The sequence below is a fragment of the Aerococcus sp. NPDC058936 genome, assembly GCF_042741995.1.
GTDB lineage: Bacteria > Bacillota > Bacilli > Lactobacillales > Aerococcaceae > Aerococcus.
Genome location: NZ_JBHYKZ010000010.1, coordinates 65203 through 87814 on the forward strand (window position 1 = coordinate 65203; position 22612 = coordinate 87814).

The following is a 22612-nucleotide window of genomic DNA, read 5'->3' on the forward strand; positions in this document are numbered from 1 at the left end:
TCATTCGGTGAAAAGGCAATTACAGGTTTGAGTGCAATTGCCTTTTTTACTAGGAATATTAAGGGTATAATGGCCCATATAAAAGCATAATCAAGAGGATGGAGGCAATGCGCATATGGGTGAGGATAAATTGTTGTATACGACACGGGTACATAATGATCAAGGACTTAAGGGAACGGCCTGGGTTGAAGGGGATAATGCATTGCGGGTCCAAACGTCAAGTCCTTTGAAAGTTGATGAGCCTGGGACTAACCCAGAACAACTGATCGCCTTATCGTGGGCGACGTGCTTGAATGCGACCATCGAAATTGCTTTAGACCGACACGGTATCAAGGGTGTGGCCAGTGAAGTGGTCGTTCAAGTGGACTATAAATTAAATCAGGAAACGACCATTACTTATTTTGATTTTAAAGTAGATGTCTACCTCGATTTACAACGTGACCAGGCGGAAGCTATAGTCTATGAGGCAGAAGGACGGTGTCCGGTATCTCAAATCATCGGTGACTATGCTTATAAGGAAATGGTGATTCACACTAACGATCATGGGGATGACACAAAGGGATAAGGTGTCTTGACATCTGACCATTGCTTTTAATGGTGGATTTTAGTAGACTAAACTAAGTGAAAAACATATGAAATGTCTTCAGGGCAGGGTGTGAGTCCCGATCGGCGGTAAAGTCCGCGAATTACCAGCTGCAATAGGTGATTGAACTAGTGGAATTCTAGTACCGACTGTTACAGTCAGGATGGAAGAAGCGTATAGCAGGATGAACGAGACGGCGAAGCAAGTGGTTAGCTGGATTTGGGCTTCTTTGACAAACTCTTCCAAGTAACATTGGAGGAGTTTTTTCTTAAATATATAAAGTGAGCGAGGGAACAAGATGGCGAAACCGATTATTCAGGTTCAAGATTTGTCTTTTCAATATAGTCAATCAGATGAGAAATTAGCAATAGATGGCCTATCAACGACTATCTACGAAGGTGAATGGCTAGCGATTATTGGTCATAATGGGTCAGGAAAATCGACCTTTTCAAAATTATTAGTGGGCTTACTAGAAGCCAAATCTGGGATTATTGAGGTGGACGATAAGGTCCTTTCTATGGAGACCTTGTGGGATATCCGTAGCCAAGTGGGGCTAGTCTTTCAAAATCCAGACAACCAATTTGTTGGGGCAACGGTTGAAGATGATGTGGCTTTTGCCTTGGAAAATATGGGTATGCCAGTTGATGAGATGCATGCCCGTGTTGAGTATGCTTTGAAACGGGTTAAAATGTGGGACTATCGCGACAAGGAGCCAGCAGCCTTATCTGGTGGTCAAAAGCAACGGGTTGCCATTGCGGGCGTGATTGCTACGACACCAAAAATTATTATTTTAGATGAATCGACCTCGATGTTAGATCCTGAAGGTCGTGACGAATTGATGGCAGTTGTGGCGGATATCAAACAAGATAATGCCCTGACGGTGATTTCGATTACCCATGATTTAAACGAGGCGGCGGAAGCTGACCGGATGCTAGTCTTTAAAGAAGGCCAAATTATTAAAGAGGGAACGCCAGCTGAAATCTTTACTTACGGGAATGAGTTAACTGAGATTGGTTTGGATGTGCCTTTTTCCGAGCAACTAAAAAGCGCCCTTGCTAAACGTGGGGTGGCTGTGCCAGATGCGTATTTTGATGAAGAAGGGCTGGGTGAATGGTTATGCAAATCGTATTTGAACAAGTAGGTTTTACTTATGGAGCGGGCACACCATTCGCTAGTTTAGCCTTGCATGATATTAACGTAACGATTCCTGATGGGTCATATACGGCGATTATTGGCCATACAGGGTCAGGAAAGTCGACCATTACCCAACATCTTAACGCTTTGGTACAACCCACTGTGGGCCAAGTACGGATTGGTGAGACGGTGGTGTCAGCTGACGCTAAGCCAAAAGACTTGAAGAAAATCCGTCAACGAGTAGGAATGGTCTTCCAATTTCCTGAAGGGCAACTATTTGAAGAAACGGTCATTAAAGATGTTATGTTCGGGCCCATGAATTTTGGCGACGATGAAGCAACGGCCCGTGAGAAAGCTGAAGCGGCTTTAGAAGCAGTTGGGATTGCTCCGACTTTATTTGAGCGGTCACCTTTTGAGTTATCTGGTGGGCAAATGCGCCGGGTAGCTATTGCCGGGGTGATTGCCATGAAACCGGAAGTACTGGTTTTAGATGAGCCAACTGCTGGACTGGATCCAAAAGGTCGGAAGGAAATGATGTCTATGTTCGACCGCTTGTACCGAGACCAAGGGTTGACGATTGTTTTAGTGACCCATCAAATGGAAGATGTGGCGGCTTATGCCAACCACGTGATTGTGATGGATGGTGGGACTTGTGTGAAAGAGGGAACGCCAGCTGACGTCTTTGCCGACCCTGCTTGGTTAGCCAGCCACCAATTGGCTTTACCGGACGCAGCTGATTTTGCCTTTAATTTACAAGGTAAATTAGACCGCCAGTTATGGGATGCAGCGACTCAAGTGCCATTAACGGTAGATGCTTTGACTGATTTAATCGTAGATAACTTGGCTTTAACGACCGGGCAAAATGAGGACGACAAGTTAAACGGACTTAGTACAGAGGAAGGGGGCCAATGATAGATGAAAGATAAATTGATTATTGGCCGGTACATTCCCGGTAATTCCTTGATGCACAAACTGGACCCGCGGGTGAAATTGGTGGGCTTGATTGTCATGATGCTATTGGTGTTTGCGGCAACTGATGTCACGACCAATATCATCATGATCGTGGTGGTCACGAGTCTAGTCTTTTTAACTGGGATTTCTTTAAGGGTATTTTTACGCGGTTTGAAACCCATGATTGCGATTATTATTTTTACGGTAGCCCTACAAATCCTCTTTACCCACACCGGGGACGTCCTGTGGTCATTTGGGCCACTAGCCTTAACAACTGGTGGTTTGTCCAATGCGGCCTATATTTTTATCCGCTTCCTATTGATTATTTTCCTATCGACGATTTTGACTTTGACTACTCAACCCCTGGCTATTACTGATGCCATGGAGGCCTTGTTGAAGCCTGTTCGTAACATTTTGCCTGTCCATGAGATTGCCTTAATGTTGTCGATTGCCTTGCGATTTGTCCCGACCCTACTAGAAGAAGCGGATAAGATCATGAATGCACAGCGGGCACGGGGTGTGGACTTTTCAGAAGGCAACATCCTTGAGCGGGTGAAAGCCTTTATTCCAGTCCTCATTCCCTTGTTCATTTCGGCCTTTAACCGGGCTTATGACCTAGCCACTGCCATGGAAGCGCGTGGTTACAAGGGTGGTGAAGGCCGGACCAAGTACCGTCAATTGCATTGGGGCAGAATAGATACCCTTGCCAGTATCGGTCTTGCTGTTTTGACCATCGTCATGATTATTTTATAGCCACTAGAAGGAGGGCGCATTTTGCCTAGATTTAAAGTAACCTTGCAATACGACGGGACCCCCTTTGTTGGCTTTCAAGTGCAACCAAATGGGCATACCGTACAAGAGGCCCTTGAAAAAGCCTTAAAACTTATGTCAAAAGGACAGACGATTCCTGTTGTTGGGTCAGGCCGGACCGATTCAGGCGTTCATGCCCTCGGCCAAGTGATTCATTTTGACTACCCAGCGGAAATTGGGGAGGAAGCGGTCTTAAGAGCCTTGAATTCAATTCTTGACGATGCCATTCGCATCACCAAGGTTGAGCGGGTGGAAGATGATTTTCACGCCCGGTTCCATACGAATGGGAAGAAGTACATCTACAAGGTAGATACCTCCAAGTTTCCTTCACCATTTACTAGACAGTATATGTACCACCATCCCTATCGGACGGACGTTACCCGAATGCAAACGGCCTTAAAGGACATTATCGGCGTCCATGATTTTAAGTCCTTCTGTTCGACTAAAACGGATAAAACCAACTTTGTCCGGGAAATTTACCGGGCCGAGGTGACGGCTGATCCGGATGCAGAAACTTTGACCTTCGTCTTTGAAGGATCAGGCTTCTTATATAATATGGTCAGGATTTTGGTGGGCACAACACTTCAAATTGGGGACGGGTTAAGACCAGTTGATGAGATGAAACGGTTGATTGCAGCCGAAGACCGGAATGAAGCAGGACCCACAGCAGCCGCACATGGCTTATATTTAGCGGAGGTTTATTACCTAGGACTAGAAGATCGCCAGCAGGTTTCCAAGGGTTATAGTGACTATAAAGCGGGCTTAGGGACTCCTATGGGTGCAAGTGTGGACTTGGTTGCAAATTCAGATGAAGACTTATAGAGATGGTCGACAATTTGGATGATGATACGAATGAAGAATAAGTGCTTCGTCTTTGGTCACAAATTTTATATAGCTTAAAAGGCAAAAACTCGATACAATATACATATCAAATGGTATCGAGTTTTTTATTTTACCTTGATGTCAGAAGGAGTCCAACATGAAGAGTGTAAAAATTGCTTCCTTGAAGTTCGGGGAGGATAGACCAAAAATAATTATTCCCTTAGCCGAGGATAATGCTGTAGATATTATCAACTGTGCCAATTTCTACCGCCGTCAACCAGGCGATATGGTGGAATGGCGGATTGATTACTTTGACGATTTCGACGAGCTGGAAGAGTTGGCTGAATTGAGTAAACGGGTGAAAACTTCTATTCAAAAGCCCTTACTTGCCACCTTTAGAACCTTGAGCGAGGGCGGGGAGTCAGCTATAGGTAAGAGCCAGTATGTTGAAATGTACCGGTACTTAATCCAAGCCAAGGCTGTCGACGCTATCGATATCGAGTTTGAGCGCGGCCAGGACATCTTAGACAACCTGATTCCTTACGCCCACAAACACGAAGTCAAAGTCATCGTTTCCTACCATGATTTTGTGAAAACCCCTTTAGAAAATGATATGGTCAAACGTCTACAAAAGATGGGGCAGTCAGGGGCGGATATTGTGAAAATGGCTGTCATGCCCCACGATGAAGCGGATGTATTGGCCTTGATGAATGCGACCCAACAAGCGTCCACATTGATCGACCAACCCTTGATTACCATGTCGATGGGCCGTTTAGGCAAGATTACCCGAATTGCAGGGGAAATCTTCAAATCTGCGGCCAGCTTTGCCACTGTAGAAGGGATGTCGTCTGCCCCTGGGCAAATGGCCGTTGAAGATGTGGAAGAATGCATGAACTTGTTGACTTTACGTGTAGATGACCTGGATGGTGATTTCTAGGATAATTTGTCTCTAGGGTTGAAAGACGCCCATTCAGTAACGAAAATACGTATAAGATAAGAGAGGATTGTAGGGTAAAACCACAGTCCTTTTTGCTTTAAAAAAAGCTTTCATTAATCTTTTGATTTTTGATATAATCATGTAAAACTTTACTACTAGTTTCCTTAACTATATAATGTAAAGATAAATCGTCAAAAAAATAAGAAATTAGTAAATATTAGGAGACATATATGACTTTAGAATTTAAGGCAAAAATGCGTGGAAATGTCCTTGTTAGTGTGAATCCGATGGGGTTGAAGCAAGAAGTAAACAATCAAATTCAATATGTTAAAGACCAAGGGGCCTTTGAAGGACCGAAGAAAGTTTTGGTATTAGGGGGCTCATCTTCTTATGGATTGGCTAGTCGGATTAACCTAGCCTTTGGTGCGGGGGCAGATACGATTTCAGTTTCACATGGTGGGGGACCACGATCTGAGAAAAACCTTGGTAAGCCAGGTTGGTATAACAATATCTTTTTCCGGCAAGCAGCGGAGGCTGAAGGGCTAATCGCCAAAAATATCATGGCAGATGCCTTCTCTAACGAAGCGAAGGACCAAGTGATTGACTTCATCAAGAATGAATTCGGCGGAAAAGTGGACTTTGTGGTTTATTCATTGGCTTCAGGACGCCGTACAGACCCAAATACCGGGGAAACTTACAATTCGGTGATCAAATCAATTGGCCAAGAGGTTGTGGGACCAAACGTCAACCTACAAAAGGAAACCTTCTATGAACAAGTGCTTGAACCGGCTACAGAAGCCGAAATTGAGGACACCGTAAAGGTTATGGGTGGTGAAGACTGGCGGATGTGGATGAATGCCTTACAGGAGGCGGATGTGCTAGCTGAAGGCGTTGAGACCGTTGTTTATTCTTATTTAGGGGCTGAATTAAACGAGTCATACTACAACAAGGGCACTTTAGGCCGTGCTAAAGCGGACTGCGATAAGGCTGCCGCTTTAATCAACGAAGATTTAAAAGACATCAATGGGAAAGCAACAGTCGTTGTGGCAACCGCTGTAACCACTAAAGCGTCATCAGTGATTCCATTCTTCCCAGTATACTGCTTAGGGCTATTTAAGGTCATGGAAGCGCGAGGCCAACATGAAACGCCAATTATGCATATCGACCGGATTTTCCGCGACATGTTGTTTGGTGACCAGGCAGAATTTGACGAAGAGGGCCGTTTGCGCCCAGATTCATGGGAGTTAGACCCAGAAATTCAGGCGGAAACAAAATCTTTGATTGAACAAATCAACCAAGACAACTTCAATACAGACTTCACAGCTTGGGATACCTTCATGAAAGAGTTCTTGAATTTAAATGGCTTTGAAGTGGATGGTTATGAAGAAACACCGGTTACTTACGAGGAATTGGCTAGCCTAGAGCCATAATCATAGCATAGTTAGACAGGACACGATGAGTTGATAAGAAGTTCAACTTGTCGTGCTTTATACAGAAAAAGCTCAGAGGTTGTGTCATGCCTCTGAGCTTTCTTAATTTTATTTACTTTACTGTTTCTTGCTATTTTTTGTTTACAGATGCGTCGTAAATGGTGTCGATAGCCTTCGCTAATAAGTCGTTAAATTCATCATCTGCTTGGCCTGCACGTAAATCGGATGCGAGAGCACGTGAGAATGACGCAATCATGTCATGGTTTTCCGCCAAGAGTTCATTGGCTTCTTCACGAGTGTAACCACCTGATAAGGCCACTACACGAACAACGTTAGGGTGGTTGGCTAGTTCACGGTATGTATCTGGTACTGTAGGGATTGTCAGCTTCAACATGACTAAGTCATTTTCCCCTAATTGATCTAAATGTAATCGGATTTCTTCAGCTAATAATTCTTCGATGGTTGCTTTGTCTTCAGCCTTGATATTCACTTCAGGTTCAATAATCGGTACTAAACCTGCATCAATAACTTGTTTAGCGACTTCAAACTGTTGGTCGACAACTTCTTTGATGCCTGCAGGATTAAATGCGAGAATATTAGACCGTTCCTTAGTACCGAATATACCGCGGTCATTTGCACGTGCTAATAGGTCGTCAAGTTCTGGCATATCTTTCATTAATTGTACGCCATTGGCCTCTTCAGCAAGTCCTTTATCGATTTTAAGGAAGGGTACGATCCCTTTGTCAGCTAAGTATTCTGCGGTGTATTTACCGTCTACTTGGCGGTCCATGGTATTTTCAAATAAGATAGCAGCTAGAATTTTATCGCTAGTAAAAGCTGGACTGGTCATGATTCGCGTCCGCATTTCATGAACTTTCGCAAACATTTCGTCTTCATTGCTGTAGGTATCTTCGGCTACACCATAGGCTAATAAGGCTTTTGGTGTTGAACCACCTGATTGGTCTAGTGCAGCGATAAATCCAGGGGCATTTGACATGCGTTCTAATTGTGCTTGGTTGATTGACATAATGAAAATTCCTCCTTAAAACATATGCGGTGGTATCCTTTCGTCACTTATTATTATGAACCTCATTTTTTTAAAACCCAAACGAAATCCCTTGTGAAAAATGAACACCCAGACTATTTCTGGTAAGTTTTGGGGTTTTAGTGGTAAACTTGTTTTAGAAAACTACCATTAAGCTAGTAAGCTAGGAAAGAAGGACATGCCGGATGACAACAGAAAATACATTCCCAACCCGCGACCAAGTAGATGTAGCAACCACTTGGGACCTCAGTCAAATATTTAAAGATGAAGCCACTTTTGAAGCGAAATTAGCTGAATTTAAAAAGCTAGGACAAGCTTTCAAGGAAAATTATGAAGGCAAATTAACGGACGCTAAAGACATTGCGGAAGCTGTTTTAGCATCCTCTGATATCCAAGTATTGGCGTCACAGTTGATGCACTATGCCTTTTTAGCGGTTGAAGCTGACCGGACCAATTCACAAGCGGTTTTGAAATTACACAAGGTTTCTTCAGTTAGTAAAGAAGTCCAGGAAGCCATGCTCTTCTTCCAAAATGCCTTACTAGAAAAGCCGGCAGCAGAACTGGCAAAAGTGAAAGAAATCGCAGCTGAAACTGCAGACTATATTGCGGAAGTTGAACGCCAACAACAAATCTACCTAGGGGCCAAAGTGGAAGACGTCTTATTTCAGTTCGACCAAGCCCACGAACAAAATTATGAAATCTACAACAATGCTAAATTAGCGGACTTAACCTTCCCTGATTTTGAAGTAGATGGTAAGACTTATCCATTAAGCTTTGTCCTATATGAAGATAAATACATGTTTGAAGAGGATACAGCCGTTCGTCGCGCAGCTTTTGATGCATTTTCAAAAGAATTGGCAAAATACCAAAATACCTTTGCGACCACTTATTACGGCCATGTCTTACAAGAGAAAGCGCAAGCTAATATCCGTGGCTACGAGTCAGTGATTGACTATCTATTATTCAGTCAAGACGTTGACCGGGACCTTTATGACCGTCAAATCGATGTTATCATGGAGAAATTGGCACCCGTTATGCGTAAATACATCAACCACGTAAAAGAAGTACGCGGTTTAGATAAAATGACTTACGGTGACCTAAAAATCAGCCTTGATCCAACCTTCTCAAAACCGGTTTCTTTTGAAGAATCTGAAGCCTACGTGAAAGAAGCTACTGCCGTTATGGGTGAGGACTACTATAAGGAAATTGCGCCAGCCTATACAGACCGCTGGGTAGACTATGCTCAAAATATCGGGAAATCAACTGGTGGTTTTGCGACCATCGCTCCTGGTGTTCATCCTTATATCTTGATGAGCTGGACAGAACAATTGTCTGATGTCTACACCTTAATCCATGAGTTAGGGCATGCAGGGCAAATGAGCCGAGCTGAAGCCAATAACTTGTTTATTTCAAGTGAGCCGAGTCTATATGTTATTGAAGCACCGTCAACCTTCAACGAGTTATTGTTAACAGGTTACTTGATGGCGAACGGGGAAGATGACCGAACTCAACGCTTTGCTTTAGCCAATATGTTGACCAATACCTACTTCCACAACTTCATTACCCATTTATTAGAAGCTGCTTACCAACGTGAAGTATACCGCCTAATTGACAGCGGTGAGGCCTTCACAGCTGAAACGCTTTCAGACTTGAAAAAAGGGGTACTAGAAGATTTCTGGGGTGACGCTGTAGAGATTAACGAGGGTGCTGAATTAACTTGGATGCGCCAACCGCATTACTACATGGGTCTCTACTCATACACGTATTCAGCAGGTTTAACCATTGCGACCCAAGCATTCTTGAATATCCGTTCAGGTGAAGATGAGCAAGCGGTTGATAATTGGATCAACTTCTTGAAATTAGGGCGTATTAACCCTGTTGATGCAGCCAAGGTTGCGGGCGTGGATATTACGACTGCACAACCTTTAGAAAATACTATTAACTTCTTAAATGAAACGGTAGATGCGATTATTGATTACTCAGCGAAACTGACTTAATGAAGACTAGGGATTGCCACAAATAGATGGAGAGAAAGTTTGGTGAATAGATGATTTGGGTATTTTTCGTAGCAGCACTTTTGCTACTGATTACCAGTAATTATATGTACAAAAAAGAGCAGAAGCGTATCTACATCGTCTTCGGTGTCCTCGCGGTTGTGCTATTAATCTTCTTTATGGCTTTCGTTGTGCTTTATAACATGCAAGGGGCTTAAATATTGAATTGCTTTCTAAGTAGAATCCTAGTTTTTGGATTCTACTTTTTTATTTATTACAAAAATCCGTAGGCTTCCGTTTTCTCTATCATTGCCTTAAAATCCTTGGGACCGATCTCATCCAAGGTGCGAGAACTTGGCTGACCATTCAGACTTTAACGGGGTTCCTCCGAACATTCTGATATGCGTCAGCATGAGAATATTTAAGCTTTTAATAGGCGAGGGCTACAACAAAGTAAAGCTCAAAGGCTTAACTTTAACTTCTCGGATTGATTGAAATGATTGCTGATACAAGAATAAAGATATTGAAAAAGAGGTTGGCGTGGGGAGCCAACCTCTTTTGAAGGATGATAGTTTTTTGATTAGGGATTATTCACCAAAGTATTTGAATGCGATTGTTTGTCCTTGCTTGATTTTGTCCCATTGGTTTTCGTGCGTTAATTCGTTACCACCGTCACATGAGGCAAAGCCACATTGGTGGGATAGGTATAATCGATCTTTTGATACATATTTGCTAGCTTCTTCTAATCCGTTTAGGGCGCGTTCTTCATCGTCTAAGTCAGCTGTTTTTGATGATAGTAAACCTAATACAACTTCTACTTGGTCGTTGTCTTTAAAAGCTTCTAATGCGTCGATTGAACCAGCACGCTCGTCGTCCCACTCTAAGTAGAAACGGTCGTAACGTTGGTTTTTCAAGAAATAATGAGCAATTTTCTCATACGAACCGTTGGATGCATGACGAGATGCGTAGTTACCACGACAGTTGTGGGTGTACACTTTTAAGCCTAATTCATGACCATAGTCAATTACTGCATTGTTAACAGCTACGTAAGCTTCTGCACTGGCTTCAGCTGCCGCAGCGTCCCAACTACCATCTTCATTTCTAAATGGTGAGTTTGATGCATCTTCTGCATGGATAGTCCATAGACAGTCATCTAATTGAATGATTTTACCGCCTTCTTGTACATATTCATCTAAGAATTCTTTGTAGGCATTGATTAAACCTTCTCGTAATTCAGCTTGTGATTGGTATACCTGGTTGTATGTTTGTAGGTTTAAACCTAAATCAACATAAATATGACCTGGTGAAGGGATACAAACTTTCACATCAGCATCTGAATCGTTTAAGGCTACTAATCGCTTGTAGTGGTCAATGAAAGGATGGTTTTTACCTGATAGTGGTTTGAAGATTTCAATACCGATATCTTTACGCGTTTCGAAGGCATGCTCATGGTCATGATCAACAAAGATATACCCTTGGTCAGCAATGAAACGACGTACGCCGTCAAAGCCCCAAACGAAGTCTAGATGCCATAATGATTTAGAGTATTCGCCATCTGTAATTTCTGGGAAGTCTAATTCGATTTCTTTTTTTACGATATCAGCAACTGCTTCGTCTTCTACTTTTTCGTAGTTGTCGAAATCTTGGTAGAATGGATATTGGATATCGTCGCGTTCCTCGATTTGACGTTTGTAGGCTAACAAGTCTTCTGGACGTAGGAATGAACCAACTGTAAGGAATCTTTTTGAAGTTTGTGTTTGTGTCATAATGATGTTCTCCTTTTTCGATAAATATTTTTGAACTTGTTATGAGTATATGGGTCTGGCATAATAATTACAAATAACTATTATATGTCGGTTTTCATAGCTTGAAACTATGGCAAGGAGTGAGCGTATGCGGATTGAAGATTTGCAGTATTTTATGAAGGTTGTTGAAGTGGGGAATATGACGCAGGCGGCCAAGGACCTGTTTATTGCCCAGCCGTCTTTGTCGAAAGCCATAGCCAATTTGGAGTCTGAGATGGGGGTAACTTTGTTTCAGCGGACGGCTAAGGGGACGGTTCTGACGGTGCAAGGGGAGGAATTCCTCCAGTATGCACGGCAAGTCTTGGAGCAGATTGACTTGATGAACCACCGCTACAAAGAAGGCATTACGGCCAATCGAATATTCTCCATTTCCGCTCAACATTATGCCTTTGTAGTAGATGCCTTCGTGAAGTTACTAAGAGAGATGGATGCAGACCAATATGAGGCGACATTGAAAGAAGAACGAACCTTCGAAGTCTTGGACGACGTAGCCAATTTGAAATCAGAAATTGGTGTTATCTATGCTTCTCAATTACTCTAAGAACAGCTGCGACTCTTTCATCTAACGTATGCTTAGTCCCTCTTTTAGACATAAAAATGCCCCCTTTACAGTAGTAGAGAACTTTTATTATTTCTCTGTCTACTATATTGGGAGCATAGCAAATCACGCTGGAGGCTGTTGCTTTATATAATTTGCTCTTTATACGCCTAAGAGTTCCGTAGTTTGAAACAATGATTTTGTTGCTTGATGAATTTGCCGAGCGGTATCGGATTGATTCATGGTATATAAATGAATGCCATCCACGCCTTGTGTGACTAAGTCGACAATCTGATCAATGGCGTAGGCAAGCCCCGCTTCACGCAATGCAACAGGATTGTGTTCATATTTTTCTAAAATTGCTAAAAATTTCTTCGGCAGTTGAGAAGAGCTGACTTTAATTAGACGTAAAGCCTGTTTACGATTTACGATAGGCATGATCCCAGCCAAAATGGGGGCATCAATCCCTGCCAGTGAGCATCCTTCTTTGAACTGATAAAATTGTTCATTGTCAAAGAAAAGCTGTGTAATCAACTGACTGCAGCCAGCTTCTACTTTTTTCCTTAGATGCTTGATATCAGAAATCCGGTTGTCTGAATCTGGATGAATTTCAGGGTAGCAAGCACCTGAAATGTCAAAGTAGGGTGCTTGTTCCTGAATAAAAGTAACCAAATCACTCGCATAAGAAAAATCTCTTTTAGGTGGAATTCCTTCAACAATATCGCCTCTAAGAGCTAAAACATGCCGGATTCCTAGTTTTTCAAGCTGTCCAAGGATGGTAGATACTTGTTGCTTGGATAAATAAGCTGCCGGTAAGTGTGCAATGGTAGGAATTCTCAATGTGTTTGTTACATAATCAGCAATTTTGACGGTTGTTTCTTCAATATTAGCTTTGTTATTACTGCAAGTTACGCTAATAAAATTCGGCTGTAAATCCTGTAGTTCATTCAAGGTCTGAATCAATTTTTTTGTACCAACTTGGGTATTCGCTGGAAAAACTTCAAAAGATAGGGAAGTGCCATTTCCTCTTTGAAAATCGGTCATTGCCTACAGCTCCTTTCGAATCGTCTTCACTGCTTGCGTCATGTTTTCCAGGCTCGCTTTTGTTTCACGTTCCCCACGAGTCTTCAAACCACAATCCGGATTAATCCAAACTTTCTCTTTTGGAACCTTTGCTAAAATTGCTCGAATGGTTTCGGTAATTTCTTCCACTGAAGGAATTCGTGGTGAGTGGATATCATAAACACCGGGGCCAACTTGAATTTTAAAGTTTTGTTTTTGTAATTCATCTAAAATTTCCAAATTAGAACGAGACGCTTCAAAGGAAATGACATCCGCATCCATATTCTCAATCGCAGGGATAATATCGGTAAACTCGCTATAGCACATATGGGTGTGGATTTGCGTTTGGGGTTTCACTTTGCTGTGAACCAATCGAAAGGCAGGGATTGCCCAATCCAAATATTCTGAATTCCAATCACTTCTTCTTAATGGCAACTTTTCCCTCAAAGCAGCTTCATCGATTTGAATCACGCGAATACCGTTTGCTTCTAAGTCCAATACTTCTTCCTGAATCGCCAGAGCAATTTGTAAAGTAGATTCACGCAATGAAAGATCCTCTCGAGGGAATGACCAATTTAAAATGGTCACCGGACCCGTTAACATTCCTTTTACGATTTTATCTGTTTGTGACTGCGCATAAGCAGACCATTCCACCGTAATCGGTGCCGCTCTTGAAATATCTCCCCATATGATAGGCGGTTTCACACCACGAGTGCCGTAAGATTGTACCCAGCCATTTTTACTAAATAGATAACCTTCCAAGTTTTGTCCGAAATATTCGACCATGTCGTTTCGCTCAAATTCACCGTGAACCAAAACATCTAACCCAATTTCTTCCTGCCAAGCTAACCAATCATTCGTTCGGTTTACGATAAATTCTTTATAGTAATCTTGACTGATTTCTTTTCGTTTGAAAAGAGCACGCGTCTTTTTGACATCTTTCGTTTGTGGGAAAGAACCAATCGTTGTAGTCGGTAGTAACGGAAAATTAAAAATGTCCTTTTGCAAAGCTTCTCTTTTTGAAAAATCTGGTTTCCTTGTAAAGGCATCTTGGGACAATTGATTGATTTTTTCCCCTAGAGCAGTATTTACCGCAATTCTTTCTGATGCAAACAAGTCTTTATTTTCAGCCAGAGCAGCGCTGCTTTCTCCATCAAGAATTTCTTTTAATTCAACGAGCTCCTGTAACTTTTCTTTAGCAAAAGAGAAATGCCGCTTGATTTCTTCAGGAAAACTTTCCTTTTCTACTGTGAATGGTACGTGGAGCAAGGAGCAAGAAGTAGACAGGACATAATTTTTCACCCTCAAACTCTCTAATAGGGCCAAGCTTTTCGAATAGTCATTTCGCCAAATGTTTTTTCCGTTAACGACTCCTGCATACAGAAATTTGTCTTCTGGAAAGGCAGTTTGAACCAACTCGATATTTTTAGTACCTTCCACAAAGTCCAAGCCGATTCCTTCTACTGCTAAGGCAGTCAATTCATGATACACGTCACGTACATCACCAAAGTAAGTTTGAATGAGGATTTTCAAGCCAGCTTTATCTGTAAGCAAGGAATCATAAAGATCTACAAATAATTTCTTTTCCGCTTCATCAACATCTTTTACCAAAGCAGGTTCATCTAATTGAATCCATTCTGCACCGATTTCATTCAATTTGTGAAACACTTCTTGGTATCCTTTCACCAAGTCAGCGACAAAGTCACGAGCAGCTAATCCATCTTCAAACTCGCTTAGTTGAAGCAAAGTAAAAGGCCCAACTAAAACAGGGCGGCTATCAATTCCCAAATCCTTGGCTTCTAAGAACTCATCAAAAATTTTGCTCGTACTAATTTGAATAGCGGTGTCTTTTTCAAATTTTGGTACGAGATAATGATAATTCGTATTGAACCATTTTTTCATCGGGAGAGCTTTAATATCGCCTTTTTCTCCTTGGTAACCATGTGCTAAAGTAAAATACTTATCTAGGGAAGATAAGTCACTTTTTTCGACTTCTTTTGGAAGAATATTGAATAGAAATGCAGTATCCAAGGTCTGATCGTAAAAGGAAAAGTCATTACTTGGAATAGAATCAATTCCTGCTTTTTTTAATAGTGTAAAATGCTTGCGCCGGATTTCTTTTCCAATTCGGAATAATTCTTCTTCATTGATTTCGTTTCGGAAATACTTCTCCGTCGCAAATTTTAATTCACGGTTTTCGCCCAACCTGGGGAAACCAATAATGGATGTTTGAGTCATAGTGAATCCTCCTTTGTTGTTATCACCTGAATAATTCATACCTCTAATGTCAAAGGCTGTTTTATCTATATTGTTATATTTTCTTTATCGTTTATCATCTTCTATCCTAATTGATTAATTTTTCTGGCCCTTATAATTATTTTGAGTTTTTTCACTTTTCAAACTCAAATTTTGGACGCACTGCTCCTTGGGCCATTTAAAAATTTTTAAAAATCTGGTTATTAAATGTACTGCCGAATCCTTTGGTTTTGCCTGAATACGGTATAAAATTCTCGCTGATAAAGGGGTTCTTTTTCATCACCTAATGGGTGATGAAGCAGATTACTTTAAAGACTAATAAATCAATGTTAGGAAAGACTATTAGTAAAACTATGAATTATTCAGGTTTTGAACTTGTTATGAGTATATGGGTCTGGCATAATAATTACAAATAACTATTATATGCCGGTTTTCATAGCTTTAAACTATGGTAAGGAGTGAGTGTATGCGGATTGAAGATTTGCAGTATTTTATGAAGGTTGTTGAAGTGGGGAATATGACGCAGGCGGCCAAGGATTTGTTTATTGCCCAGCCGTCTTTGTCGAAAGCCATGGCCAATTTGGAGTCTGAGATGGGGGTAACTTTATTTCAGCGGACGGCTAAGGGGACGGTTCTGACGGTGCAAGGGGAGGAATTCCTCCAGTATGCCCGGCAAGTCTTGGAGCAGATTGACTTGATGAACCACCGCTATAAGGAAGGAAGTCAGGCCAACCGGATATTTTCAGTATCCGGGCAGCATTATGCCTTTGTAGTGGATGCTTTTGTGAAGTTACTAAGAGAGATGGCTGCAGACCAGTATGAGGCGACATTAAAAGAAGAGCGAACATTTGAGGTCTTGGATGACGTTGCTAATTTTACCTCTGAGGTGGGCGTTATTTACCGGTCTAATTATAATCAGAAAGTATTGGAAGGGGCTTTTCAAGAAAAGCAACTGACTTTTACGCCATTGTTTAAAACTGCACCACATGTGTTTATTGATAAAGGGCATCCTTTAGCGAAACAAGCGACCATTAGTTTAGATGACTTAACCGCTTATCCGCGCTTATCATATGAACAAGGCACTCACAACTCTTTCTACTATTGGGAAGAGATTTTAGCGGATATTCCTGTCCCAAAACGGATTATTGTATCCGACCGGGCAACCTTATTTAATTTACTCATCGGTCTAGATGGCTATACGATTTCTTCAGGGATCATTAATGATGATTTGAACAGTCCGGATATATTAGCAATCCCCCTCGAATCAGACGAGGTGATTCAACTAGGTTACCTAACTGCTAACCGTCACCAGCTGTCTTCTATTGCCAAACGCTATTTAGGCTTACTCGAGGAATCTATCCAACAATATGCTAAATAAGAAATCTATGATAAGTGATTTTTTTCGTTGAAAAAGATTGACGTAATGAATTTCAAAGTGGTACAATATAAGACGGTATTGTTTGCCCCATGATAGGCCCCGGAAACCAATTATGAATCGAACAATCAGACAAGATAAACGGAGGAAATATAATGCGTACAACATATATGGCGAAAGCAAATGAAGTTGAACGTAACTGGGTTGTCCTAGACGCAACAGATGTTCCATTGGGACGTCTATCAACAGTTGTGGCAAGCATGTTACGTGGTAAAAATAAACCAACATTCACACCAAACGTTGATACAGGTGATCAAGTTATCATCATCAACGCTGAAAAAGTGAAATTAACTGGTAAAAAAGCAACAGATAAAAAATACTACCGTCACTCAGGTTACCCAGGTGGTATCTATGAAACAACTGCAGGTACATTACGTGATGAAAAACCAGCACGTTTAATCGAAACTTCAGTTAAAGGTATGTTACCAAAAAACCGTTTAGGTCGTGCTCAATTTACACACCTACACGTATACGCTGGTGCGGAACACCCACATGCAGCGCAACAACCTAAACAATTAGACATTAACGAATTAATCTAAGGAGGGAAAAGCAAATGGCACAAGCTCAATACATCGCAACAGGCCGTCGTAAAAACTCAACAGCCCGTGTACGCTTAGTACCTGGTACAGGTAAAATCGTTTTTAACGGTAAAGAAATGGCAGAATACCTACCATACGAATCATTATTCGTAATCGTTAAACAACCTTTAGCAGTTACACAAACTGAAGGCCAATATGACATCTTCATCAACGTTAACGGTGGTGGATATGCTGGTCAATCAGGTGCAGCTCGTCACGGTATCTCTCGTGCGTTATTAGAAGTAGATCCTGACTTCCGTAAACCACTTAAAGATGCTGGTCTTTTAACACGTGACCCACGTATGAAAGAACGTAAGAAACCAGGTCTTAAAAAAGCGCGTAAAGCACCTCAATTCTCAAAACGTTAATTCATTATCATATCAACGTTTCAAGACACTTTCCTTTATGGAAGGTGTCTTTTTTTTTGATAACTGTCACTAATAAAACAATTATCGTATGAATCTTGTAAAGTGAATGTAGAATAAGGCGACCTAATTTCGTTTTAAAATATGTATTTAATAGACAAGTACATATATCAATAAAAGGCAGCGGTGATAAAATTGTATATACTACCGGAGGTATGACTATAAAGGAATCAATTCAATAAAAAAATAGATAGAGATTGAGTACTGTTATTTTTTTTAAGTTTTTCAAGAGATAATCTAGTTATTTTTTGAATAATTTTGGGAAGGAAAATATTATGTATCTAAAAACTGAAAGACTAGTTATTAGAAGTATTAAAACAACTGATATAGATGATGTTTTTGAAATTTACCAAGATGATGCAACTTGTAAATATTTATTATATGATTCATGGGATGAATCTAATAAAAAAGAGCATTTCACAAATTTACTGATAAAAAGTGATTTAGAAAATGATCGTGCTGTAAATTTAGCTGTTTCTTTAAATGATAAAGTAATCGGTGTATTTCATGCATGGTTTACAGAAATGAAACAAACGATTGAAGTGGGATTTAGTTTTTCAAAAGAATTTGGTGGTAAAGGATATGCCACAGAATCGTTATTCGCCATGCTTGAATATTTATTGAAAAACTATGAGGTGCATAGAATTCAAGCAGTCTGTGAGGATAGAAATATTGCTTCTGAGAAATTATGTTTACGAGTAGGCATGAGAAAAGAGGTCCATTTCATCAAAGATTATTGGAGTAGAGGCGAATGGACAAGTAGCTTCGTTTTCGGCATGCTAAAATCGGAAATACCTGCAGAGTAAGGAAAACGATATATTTCACAAAGTTGAAGTGCGTCCTGTTCAAATATCAATTTAATAATTATTCCTATCACAATTAATGAGCGTACTTTTTTCACAATTACATCATATTATGCTTGCATATACCCTCACATGGTGGTATTATTTGGGCAAGGTAAGAAATAGATTACCTGCAAATTTAAACATATAAGAACAGGCGGTAGGTTCGAAAGGATTTATGCAGCCGGGCTACAATAGTAGCAGCAAAACATGAACTATACATTTATAGGGCATACTTGTGAGACAGTTAAACACTGTCCATGAGTATGCCCTTTTTCTTTACCCAGAAAAGGAGTGAATCTGATGAAAAGACCGCAATATCAACCATAATCCCAATATCTAACAACTAATATCATCTCAAAATTTCATCTATAGAAAAGGAGTACTACCATGAAAGACTATATTTTACACAACCGCCAAGGACAATTTGTTGTCATTGGAACGATCTTTTTACTACTAGGTTTCGCAACAGCAAACTTTAACGATGTCCTGTCGACCGGTGCTTACTATATTTCAATGTTCTTCCTAGGTTTTTATGCCGCTAAAAATGCGGTGGTTGAAACCATCAATGAAAAGTCACCAAATGTTGATTTGCTTATGATCCTTGCAGCGCTTGGTGCAGCCTTAATTCAATATGAATCTGAAGGGGCGGCGCTTTTATTTGTTTTCGCAGTTGCTGAAGTTTTGGAGGATTATGCGACCAATAAATCTACCGCTGCTATTTCTGAATTGATGGCTCAAGTCCCAGAAAAGGCTAAAGTACTACAAGCCAATGGGGAAGTAGTCGAAGTTTTAACTGATGACTTGCAAAAAGAGGATGTCGTTGTCGTGGCTCGTGGGGAACAAATTCCTATCGACGGTTACGTTGACCGTCATGTGCTAGTAAACGAATCTGCCTTGACGGGTGAATCTATCCCTGTCAGCAAAGATATTGATGAAGAAGTATTCGCCGGTACCATCAATGAAGGCAATGCCTTCCATATCCGTGTCAGCAAATTAGCCAGCGAAACAGTTTTCTCAAATATCATTCGTATGGTGGAAGAGGCCCAAAATCGTCCGTCTAAGATTTCAAAATTTATCGACCGTATCGAAAGTAAATACGTCATTTCAGTCTTGATTGCGGTGCCGATTTTCATCTTCATCTTGATGCAATTCCAGGGCTACACGTTCGATATTGCCTTCTATCGCGGCATGGTGCTACTTACCGTTGCCAGTCCGTGTGCCTTGGTGGCTAGTGCAACGCCCGCGACACTTGCGGCGATTTCAAACGCGGCGAAAAACGGGATTCTCTTCAAGGGTGGGGCAGCCATGGAAGCCCTTTCTACCATGGATACCTTGTATACTGACAAAACGGGTACCCTAACTTATGGGGATTTCCAAGTCGTTAGTTATCAAGTCGACGATGCTTTACTCAAAGAAGTTGTCTACATGGAACAACAATCCAGTCATCCAATCGGTGGCGCGATTGTTCAAGCCTTCAAAGATATCGATTTAACCCGTGTTGATCACAGTGAAGCCGTTGAGGAAATTGCGGGTAAAGGTGTGAAAAAAGGGGCCACTACAGTCGGCAAACCTTCTGCTTTTGACACCCACACAGACCCTCAAAATTTCAGAAGCCTTTTACATGCGGCGAATACTACAGTTTTTGTGGGGGACGACCACGAGATTCTTGGCTATATTTCGTTGGCTGACCAAGTGCGACCACAGTCTGCTTACGCCATTCAAGCTTTCCAAAATGACGGCGTGGATGTGGTGCTCTTGACGGGTGATAACGAGGCGGTGGCTAAGGAAGTGGCGGGTGCGTTGCATATTGACCACTACAAAGCGGGCATGTTGCCTGAGGACAAGATTGCTTTCGTGCTTGAGAGCCAAGATAAGGACCAAGTGGCGGGCATGATTGGGGACGGGATTAACGATGCGCCGGCCTTGGCTAACGCGGATATTGGGATTGCGATGGGTTCTGGTGCGTCTGTGGCCATGGAATCGTCAGATATCGTAATCGTGAAAAATAATCTGGCCAAATTGTACTTCTCATATGAGCTCAGCAAAAAGTTGAATCAATTGATTCTACAAAATGTGATTTTCGCCGTGGGAGTGATTATCACGCTGGTTTTATTAAATTTATTCGGCGTGCTAGGCTTACCGTTAGCGGTTTTATGCCACGAGGGGTCTACGATTTTGGTTATTCTGAACGGTTTGCGTTTGCTGTACTATAAAGATGCCAATATTGAAAATACCGAAGCCCCAGTAACAGTAGTGCAAGCGGAATTGAATTAATGTATATCGTTTCGTGCCGGGATTTGTGGTGACCTGTGCTAAAATTAGGCTACTATTCAGCAAATTGGAGGCTATACAATGTCCGTACTATCAACGATTCTTATCACTTTGGTTGCCCTTGAATTCTTCTATATCATGTATCTGGAAACTTTCGCGACCACATCAGCCGCAACTCAGCGCGTTTTCAAGATGAGCGAAACCGAGCTCAAAGGCAAATCGCTCAACACCTTGCTCAAAAATCAAGGCATCTACAACGGTCTGATCGGCGTTGGCCTGCTATACGCAGCCTATTTTGCTATCGCCCCAACCGAAATCAGCCGTCTGCTCCTGATTTACATCATTCTTGTTGCTATTTATGGCGGTCTGACTAGTGATAAAAAGATCATCCTAACCCAAGGCGGATTAGCCATTATCGCGCTGATCACCACATTCTTCTAGTAGCCCTCAACTCGCCACCATAGTAGTTAAGGAATAGTTTGATATTTGGTAGGTATCTTTCAAAATTTTCCAAAGAATCGGACATGATTTCAATTTCTTTAGAAATCTTCAAAAAATTTTCTTCCATCTCATAAAAATTATCAGTATTCTTCACCTTACCCCCAACTTTCTTAAATGATATCCATTTGATGATTATTTTATTGCGCTAATGATAGTGGTAATTGTTGGTACGATTGAAATAATCGTATAAACTTGGACAAAATAAGCAATAGGTTCCTCCCATGAAGGAGGTGCAATTAAAGCAATAAAGTAGAGTATAATAATAAAAATAAGATTCGTTAAAATCCTAGATAAAGCCTCACGCCAGCTTATTTTCTGTTTGAAATTAATTGCTTGTTGCCAAAAATGGATAAGTGATTTCATGATAAAACGCCTTTCTAAATATGAATGCATAACTAAAAAAAGCATAAAGTAAAAATAGACAGCAAGCAACAAAATTTTATGATCATTTATTCATAATATATTTGCATTTAAATATATAAGGAGTAGAATTATAGCTAAGGAGGGATTATGATGACTGATAATAAATTTCTAACTGGTAATGTAGATAACGACAAAAAGCCATATATTATAGATGTTGAAAAAGAAACGTTAGACAATACAAATTTTCGTACGACGATTTGGACAGGTAACAAGTTGCAGTTGACTGTTATGGAAATTCCTGTAGGCGGTGATATTGGGTTAGAAGTACATCATGAAAGTGATCAATTTATCCGTATCGAGCAAGGTGAGGGTCTTTGCCAGATGGGCCCTGCTGAGGACGATTTATCCTTTGAACAAAAAATTGGAGAAGATGAAGCAGTCTTTGTGCCACTAGGTTTATGGCATAATATCACCAATCGGGGGAGTGTACCGTTAAAACTGTACACCATTTATGCTAGCCCTGACCACGTACCTGGTACTGTTCATGGTACTCAAGAAGATGCTGAAAGCGATCCAAATGAATAAAACAAACTTGAAATGCATAAAAAGTGCAAACAATAGTTAAAACAAGTAAACCGATGACCTTAAAAGCGTTATCGGTTTTTTTATGCTCGAAATCAACAAGTCTCTATAAAAAGATATTCTTTTCCATATTTAAATCAATGCATATGACCTGAATAATTCATACCTCTAATTTCAGAGGCCAGTTTATTATGTTTCTGTTATATTTTGCAGTTTTTCTATTATATACATTGAGATATTTCAAT

The 22612-nt window shown here is 41.0% G+C and carries 22 protein-coding genes and 2 riboswitches; of the genes, 17 read left to right on the forward strand and 5 right to left on the reverse strand.

Annotation, left to right across the window (positions count from 1 at the left end; genetic code table 11):
* The first annotated feature begins 115 nt into the window (after positions 1-115).
* The 7 genes from ACFW0C_RS08585 (at position 116) to fabV (ending at position 6667) form a co-directional block, all read left to right on the forward strand.
* Positions 116-565 (forward strand): OsmC family protein, encoded by a 450-nt coding sequence (locus tag ACFW0C_RS08585; RefSeq protein ID WP_378106817.1) that lies wholly within the window; start codon positions 116-118, stop codon positions 563-565.
* Positions 566-635: 70 nt separating this feature from the next.
* A riboswitch (FMN riboswitch) is annotated at positions 636-761 on the forward strand.
* Positions 762-881: 120 nt separating this feature from the next.
* Positions 882-1724 carry an energy-coupling factor ABC transporter ATP-binding protein gene (locus tag ACFW0C_RS08590; RefSeq protein ID WP_378106818.1) on the forward strand — a complete coding sequence of 281 codons (843 nt, stop codon included), beginning with the start codon at positions 882-884 and terminating at the stop codon, positions 1722-1724.
* Complete coding sequence (locus ACFW0C_RS08595; protein ID WP_378106819.1) at positions 1700-2629, forward strand: energy-coupling factor ABC transporter ATP-binding protein; 930 nt, start codon at positions 1700-1702, stop codon at positions 2627-2629. The genes ACFW0C_RS08590 and ACFW0C_RS08595 overlap by 25 nt, the downstream gene beginning before the upstream one ends.
* A 3-nt stretch (positions 2630-2632) precedes the next feature.
* Positions 2633-3421: an energy-coupling factor transporter transmembrane protein EcfT gene (locus ACFW0C_RS08600; RefSeq protein WP_016896577.1), complete on the forward strand. Its 789-nt coding sequence runs from the start codon at positions 2633-2635 to the stop codon at positions 3419-3421.
* 21 nt (positions 3422-3442) lie between these two features.
* Positions 3443-4300 carry a tRNA pseudouridine(38-40) synthase TruA gene (gene truA / locus ACFW0C_RS08605; RefSeq protein ID WP_378106820.1) on the forward strand — a complete coding sequence of 286 codons (858 nt, stop codon included), beginning with the start codon at positions 3443-3445 and terminating at the stop codon, positions 4298-4300.
* Between the two features lie 157 nt (positions 4301-4457).
* Entirely contained in the window at positions 4458-5237 is a 780-nt protein-coding gene (aroD, locus tag ACFW0C_RS08610) for a type I 3-dehydroquinate dehydratase (protein WP_378106821.1), read from the forward strand.
* Positions 5238-5467: 230 nt separating this feature from the next.
* Positions 5468-6667 (forward strand): enoyl-ACP reductase FabV, encoded by a 1200-nt coding sequence (gene fabV / locus ACFW0C_RS08615; protein WP_378106822.1) that lies wholly within the window; start codon positions 5468-5470, stop codon positions 6665-6667.
* Positions 6668-6797: 130 nt separating this feature from the next.
* Here the strand turns inward: fabV and ACFW0C_RS08620 are convergent, their stop codons facing one another.
* Positions 6798-7688: a fructose bisphosphate aldolase gene (locus tag ACFW0C_RS08620; RefSeq protein WP_029315621.1), complete on the reverse strand. Its 891-nt coding sequence runs from the start codon at positions 7686-7688 to the stop codon at positions 6798-6800.
* Between the two features lie 209 nt (positions 7689-7897).
* Here ACFW0C_RS08620 and pepF point away from each other — a divergent pair, with 209 nt between their 5' ends.
* On the forward strand, positions 7898-9709 hold the full coding sequence (gene pepF / locus ACFW0C_RS08625) for an oligoendopeptidase F (protein ID WP_378106823.1): 1812 nt from the start codon (positions 7898-7900) through the stop codon (positions 9707-9709).
* Positions 9710-9759: 50 nt separating this feature from the next.
* Entirely contained in the window at positions 9760-9924 is a 165-nt protein-coding gene (locus tag ACFW0C_RS08630) for a preprotein translocase (RefSeq protein ID WP_378106824.1), read from the forward strand.
* 369 nt (positions 9925-10293) lie between these two features.
* Here the strand turns inward: ACFW0C_RS08630 and ACFW0C_RS08635 are convergent, their stop codons facing one another.
* Positions 10294-11472, reverse strand: coding sequence for a 5-methyltetrahydropteroyltriglutamate--homocysteine methyltransferase (locus ACFW0C_RS08635; protein ID WP_378106825.1), 1179 nt, complete (start codon positions 11470-11472; stop codon positions 10294-10296).
* Between the two features lie 127 nt (positions 11473-11599).
* Between ACFW0C_RS08635 and ACFW0C_RS08640 the strand changes: the two genes are divergently transcribed.
* Complete coding sequence (locus ACFW0C_RS08640) at positions 11600-12052, forward strand: LysR family transcriptional regulator (protein WP_378106826.1); 453 nt, start codon at positions 11600-11602, stop codon at positions 12050-12052.
* 159 nt (positions 12053-12211) lie between these two features.
* On the opposite strand, the gene metF is transcribed toward ACFW0C_RS08640, so the two are convergent.
* Both metF and metE read right to left on the reverse strand, forming a co-directional pair.
* The gene (gene metF, locus ACFW0C_RS08645) at positions 12212-13093 is read right to left on the reverse strand and encodes a methylenetetrahydrofolate reductase [NAD(P)H] (protein ID WP_069285344.1); all 882 of its coding nucleotides are present in this window, start codon (positions 13091-13093) and stop codon (positions 12212-12214) included.
* A 3-nt stretch (positions 13094-13096) separates the two neighbouring features.
* The gene (metE, locus tag ACFW0C_RS08650; protein ID WP_378106827.1) at positions 13097-15349 is read right to left on the reverse strand and encodes a 5-methyltetrahydropteroyltriglutamate--homocysteine S-methyltransferase; all 2253 of its coding nucleotides are present in this window, start codon (positions 15347-15349) and stop codon (positions 13097-13099) included.
* Positions 15350-15833: 484 nt separating this feature from the next.
* Here metE and ACFW0C_RS08655 point away from each other — a divergent pair, with 484 nt between their 5' ends.
* The 6 genes from ACFW0C_RS08655 to ACFW0C_RS08680 all read left to right on the forward strand — a co-directional run bounded on the left by ACFW0C_RS08655 (position 15834) and on the right by ACFW0C_RS08680 (position 21362).
* On the forward strand, positions 15834-16745 hold the full coding sequence (locus ACFW0C_RS08655) for a LysR family transcriptional regulator (protein ID WP_378106828.1): 912 nt from the start codon (positions 15834-15836) through the stop codon (positions 16743-16745).
* A gap of 152 nt (positions 16746-16897) precedes the next feature.
* Positions 16898-17341 carry a 50S ribosomal protein L13 gene (rplM, locus tag ACFW0C_RS08660; protein WP_004262667.1) on the forward strand — a complete coding sequence of 148 codons (444 nt, stop codon included), beginning with the start codon at positions 16898-16900 and terminating at the stop codon, positions 17339-17341.
* A 14-nt stretch (positions 17342-17355) separates the two neighbouring features.
* Positions 17356-17748 (forward strand): 30S ribosomal protein S9, encoded by a 393-nt coding sequence (gene rpsI / locus ACFW0C_RS08665; RefSeq protein ID WP_004262670.1) that lies wholly within the window; start codon positions 17356-17358, stop codon positions 17746-17748.
* Between the two features lie 305 nt (positions 17749-18053).
* Positions 18054-18611 carry a GNAT family N-acetyltransferase gene (locus ACFW0C_RS08670; RefSeq protein WP_378106829.1) on the forward strand — a complete coding sequence of 186 codons (558 nt, stop codon included), beginning with the start codon at positions 18054-18056 and terminating at the stop codon, positions 18609-18611.
* Positions 18612-18789: 178 nt separating this feature from the next.
* Positions 18790-18896, forward strand: a riboswitch (NiCo riboswitch).
* Between the two features lie 141 nt (positions 18897-19037).
* The gene (locus tag ACFW0C_RS08675) at positions 19038-20924 is read left to right on the forward strand and encodes a heavy metal translocating P-type ATPase (RefSeq protein ID WP_378106830.1); all 1887 of its coding nucleotides are present in this window, start codon (positions 19038-19040) and stop codon (positions 20922-20924) included.
* Between the two features lie 78 nt (positions 20925-21002).
* Positions 21003-21362: a DUF1304 domain-containing protein gene (locus ACFW0C_RS08680; protein ID WP_271736087.1), complete on the forward strand. Its 360-nt coding sequence runs from the start codon at positions 21003-21005 to the stop codon at positions 21360-21362.
* 192 nt (positions 21363-21554) lie between these two features.
* Here ACFW0C_RS08680 and ACFW0C_RS08685 read toward each other — a convergent pair whose 3' ends face one another.
* Positions 21555-21785 carry a hypothetical protein gene (locus ACFW0C_RS08685; protein ID WP_378106831.1) on the reverse strand — a complete coding sequence of 77 codons (231 nt, stop codon included), beginning with the start codon at positions 21783-21785 and terminating at the stop codon, positions 21555-21557.
* A gap of 150 nt (positions 21786-21935) precedes the next feature.
* Here ACFW0C_RS08685 and ACFW0C_RS08690 point away from each other — a divergent pair, with 150 nt between their 5' ends.
* Positions 21936-22370: a cupin domain-containing protein gene (locus ACFW0C_RS08690; protein ID WP_378106833.1), complete on the forward strand. Its 435-nt coding sequence runs from the start codon at positions 21936-21938 to the stop codon at positions 22368-22370.
* Positions 22371-22612: the final 242 nt, after the last annotated feature.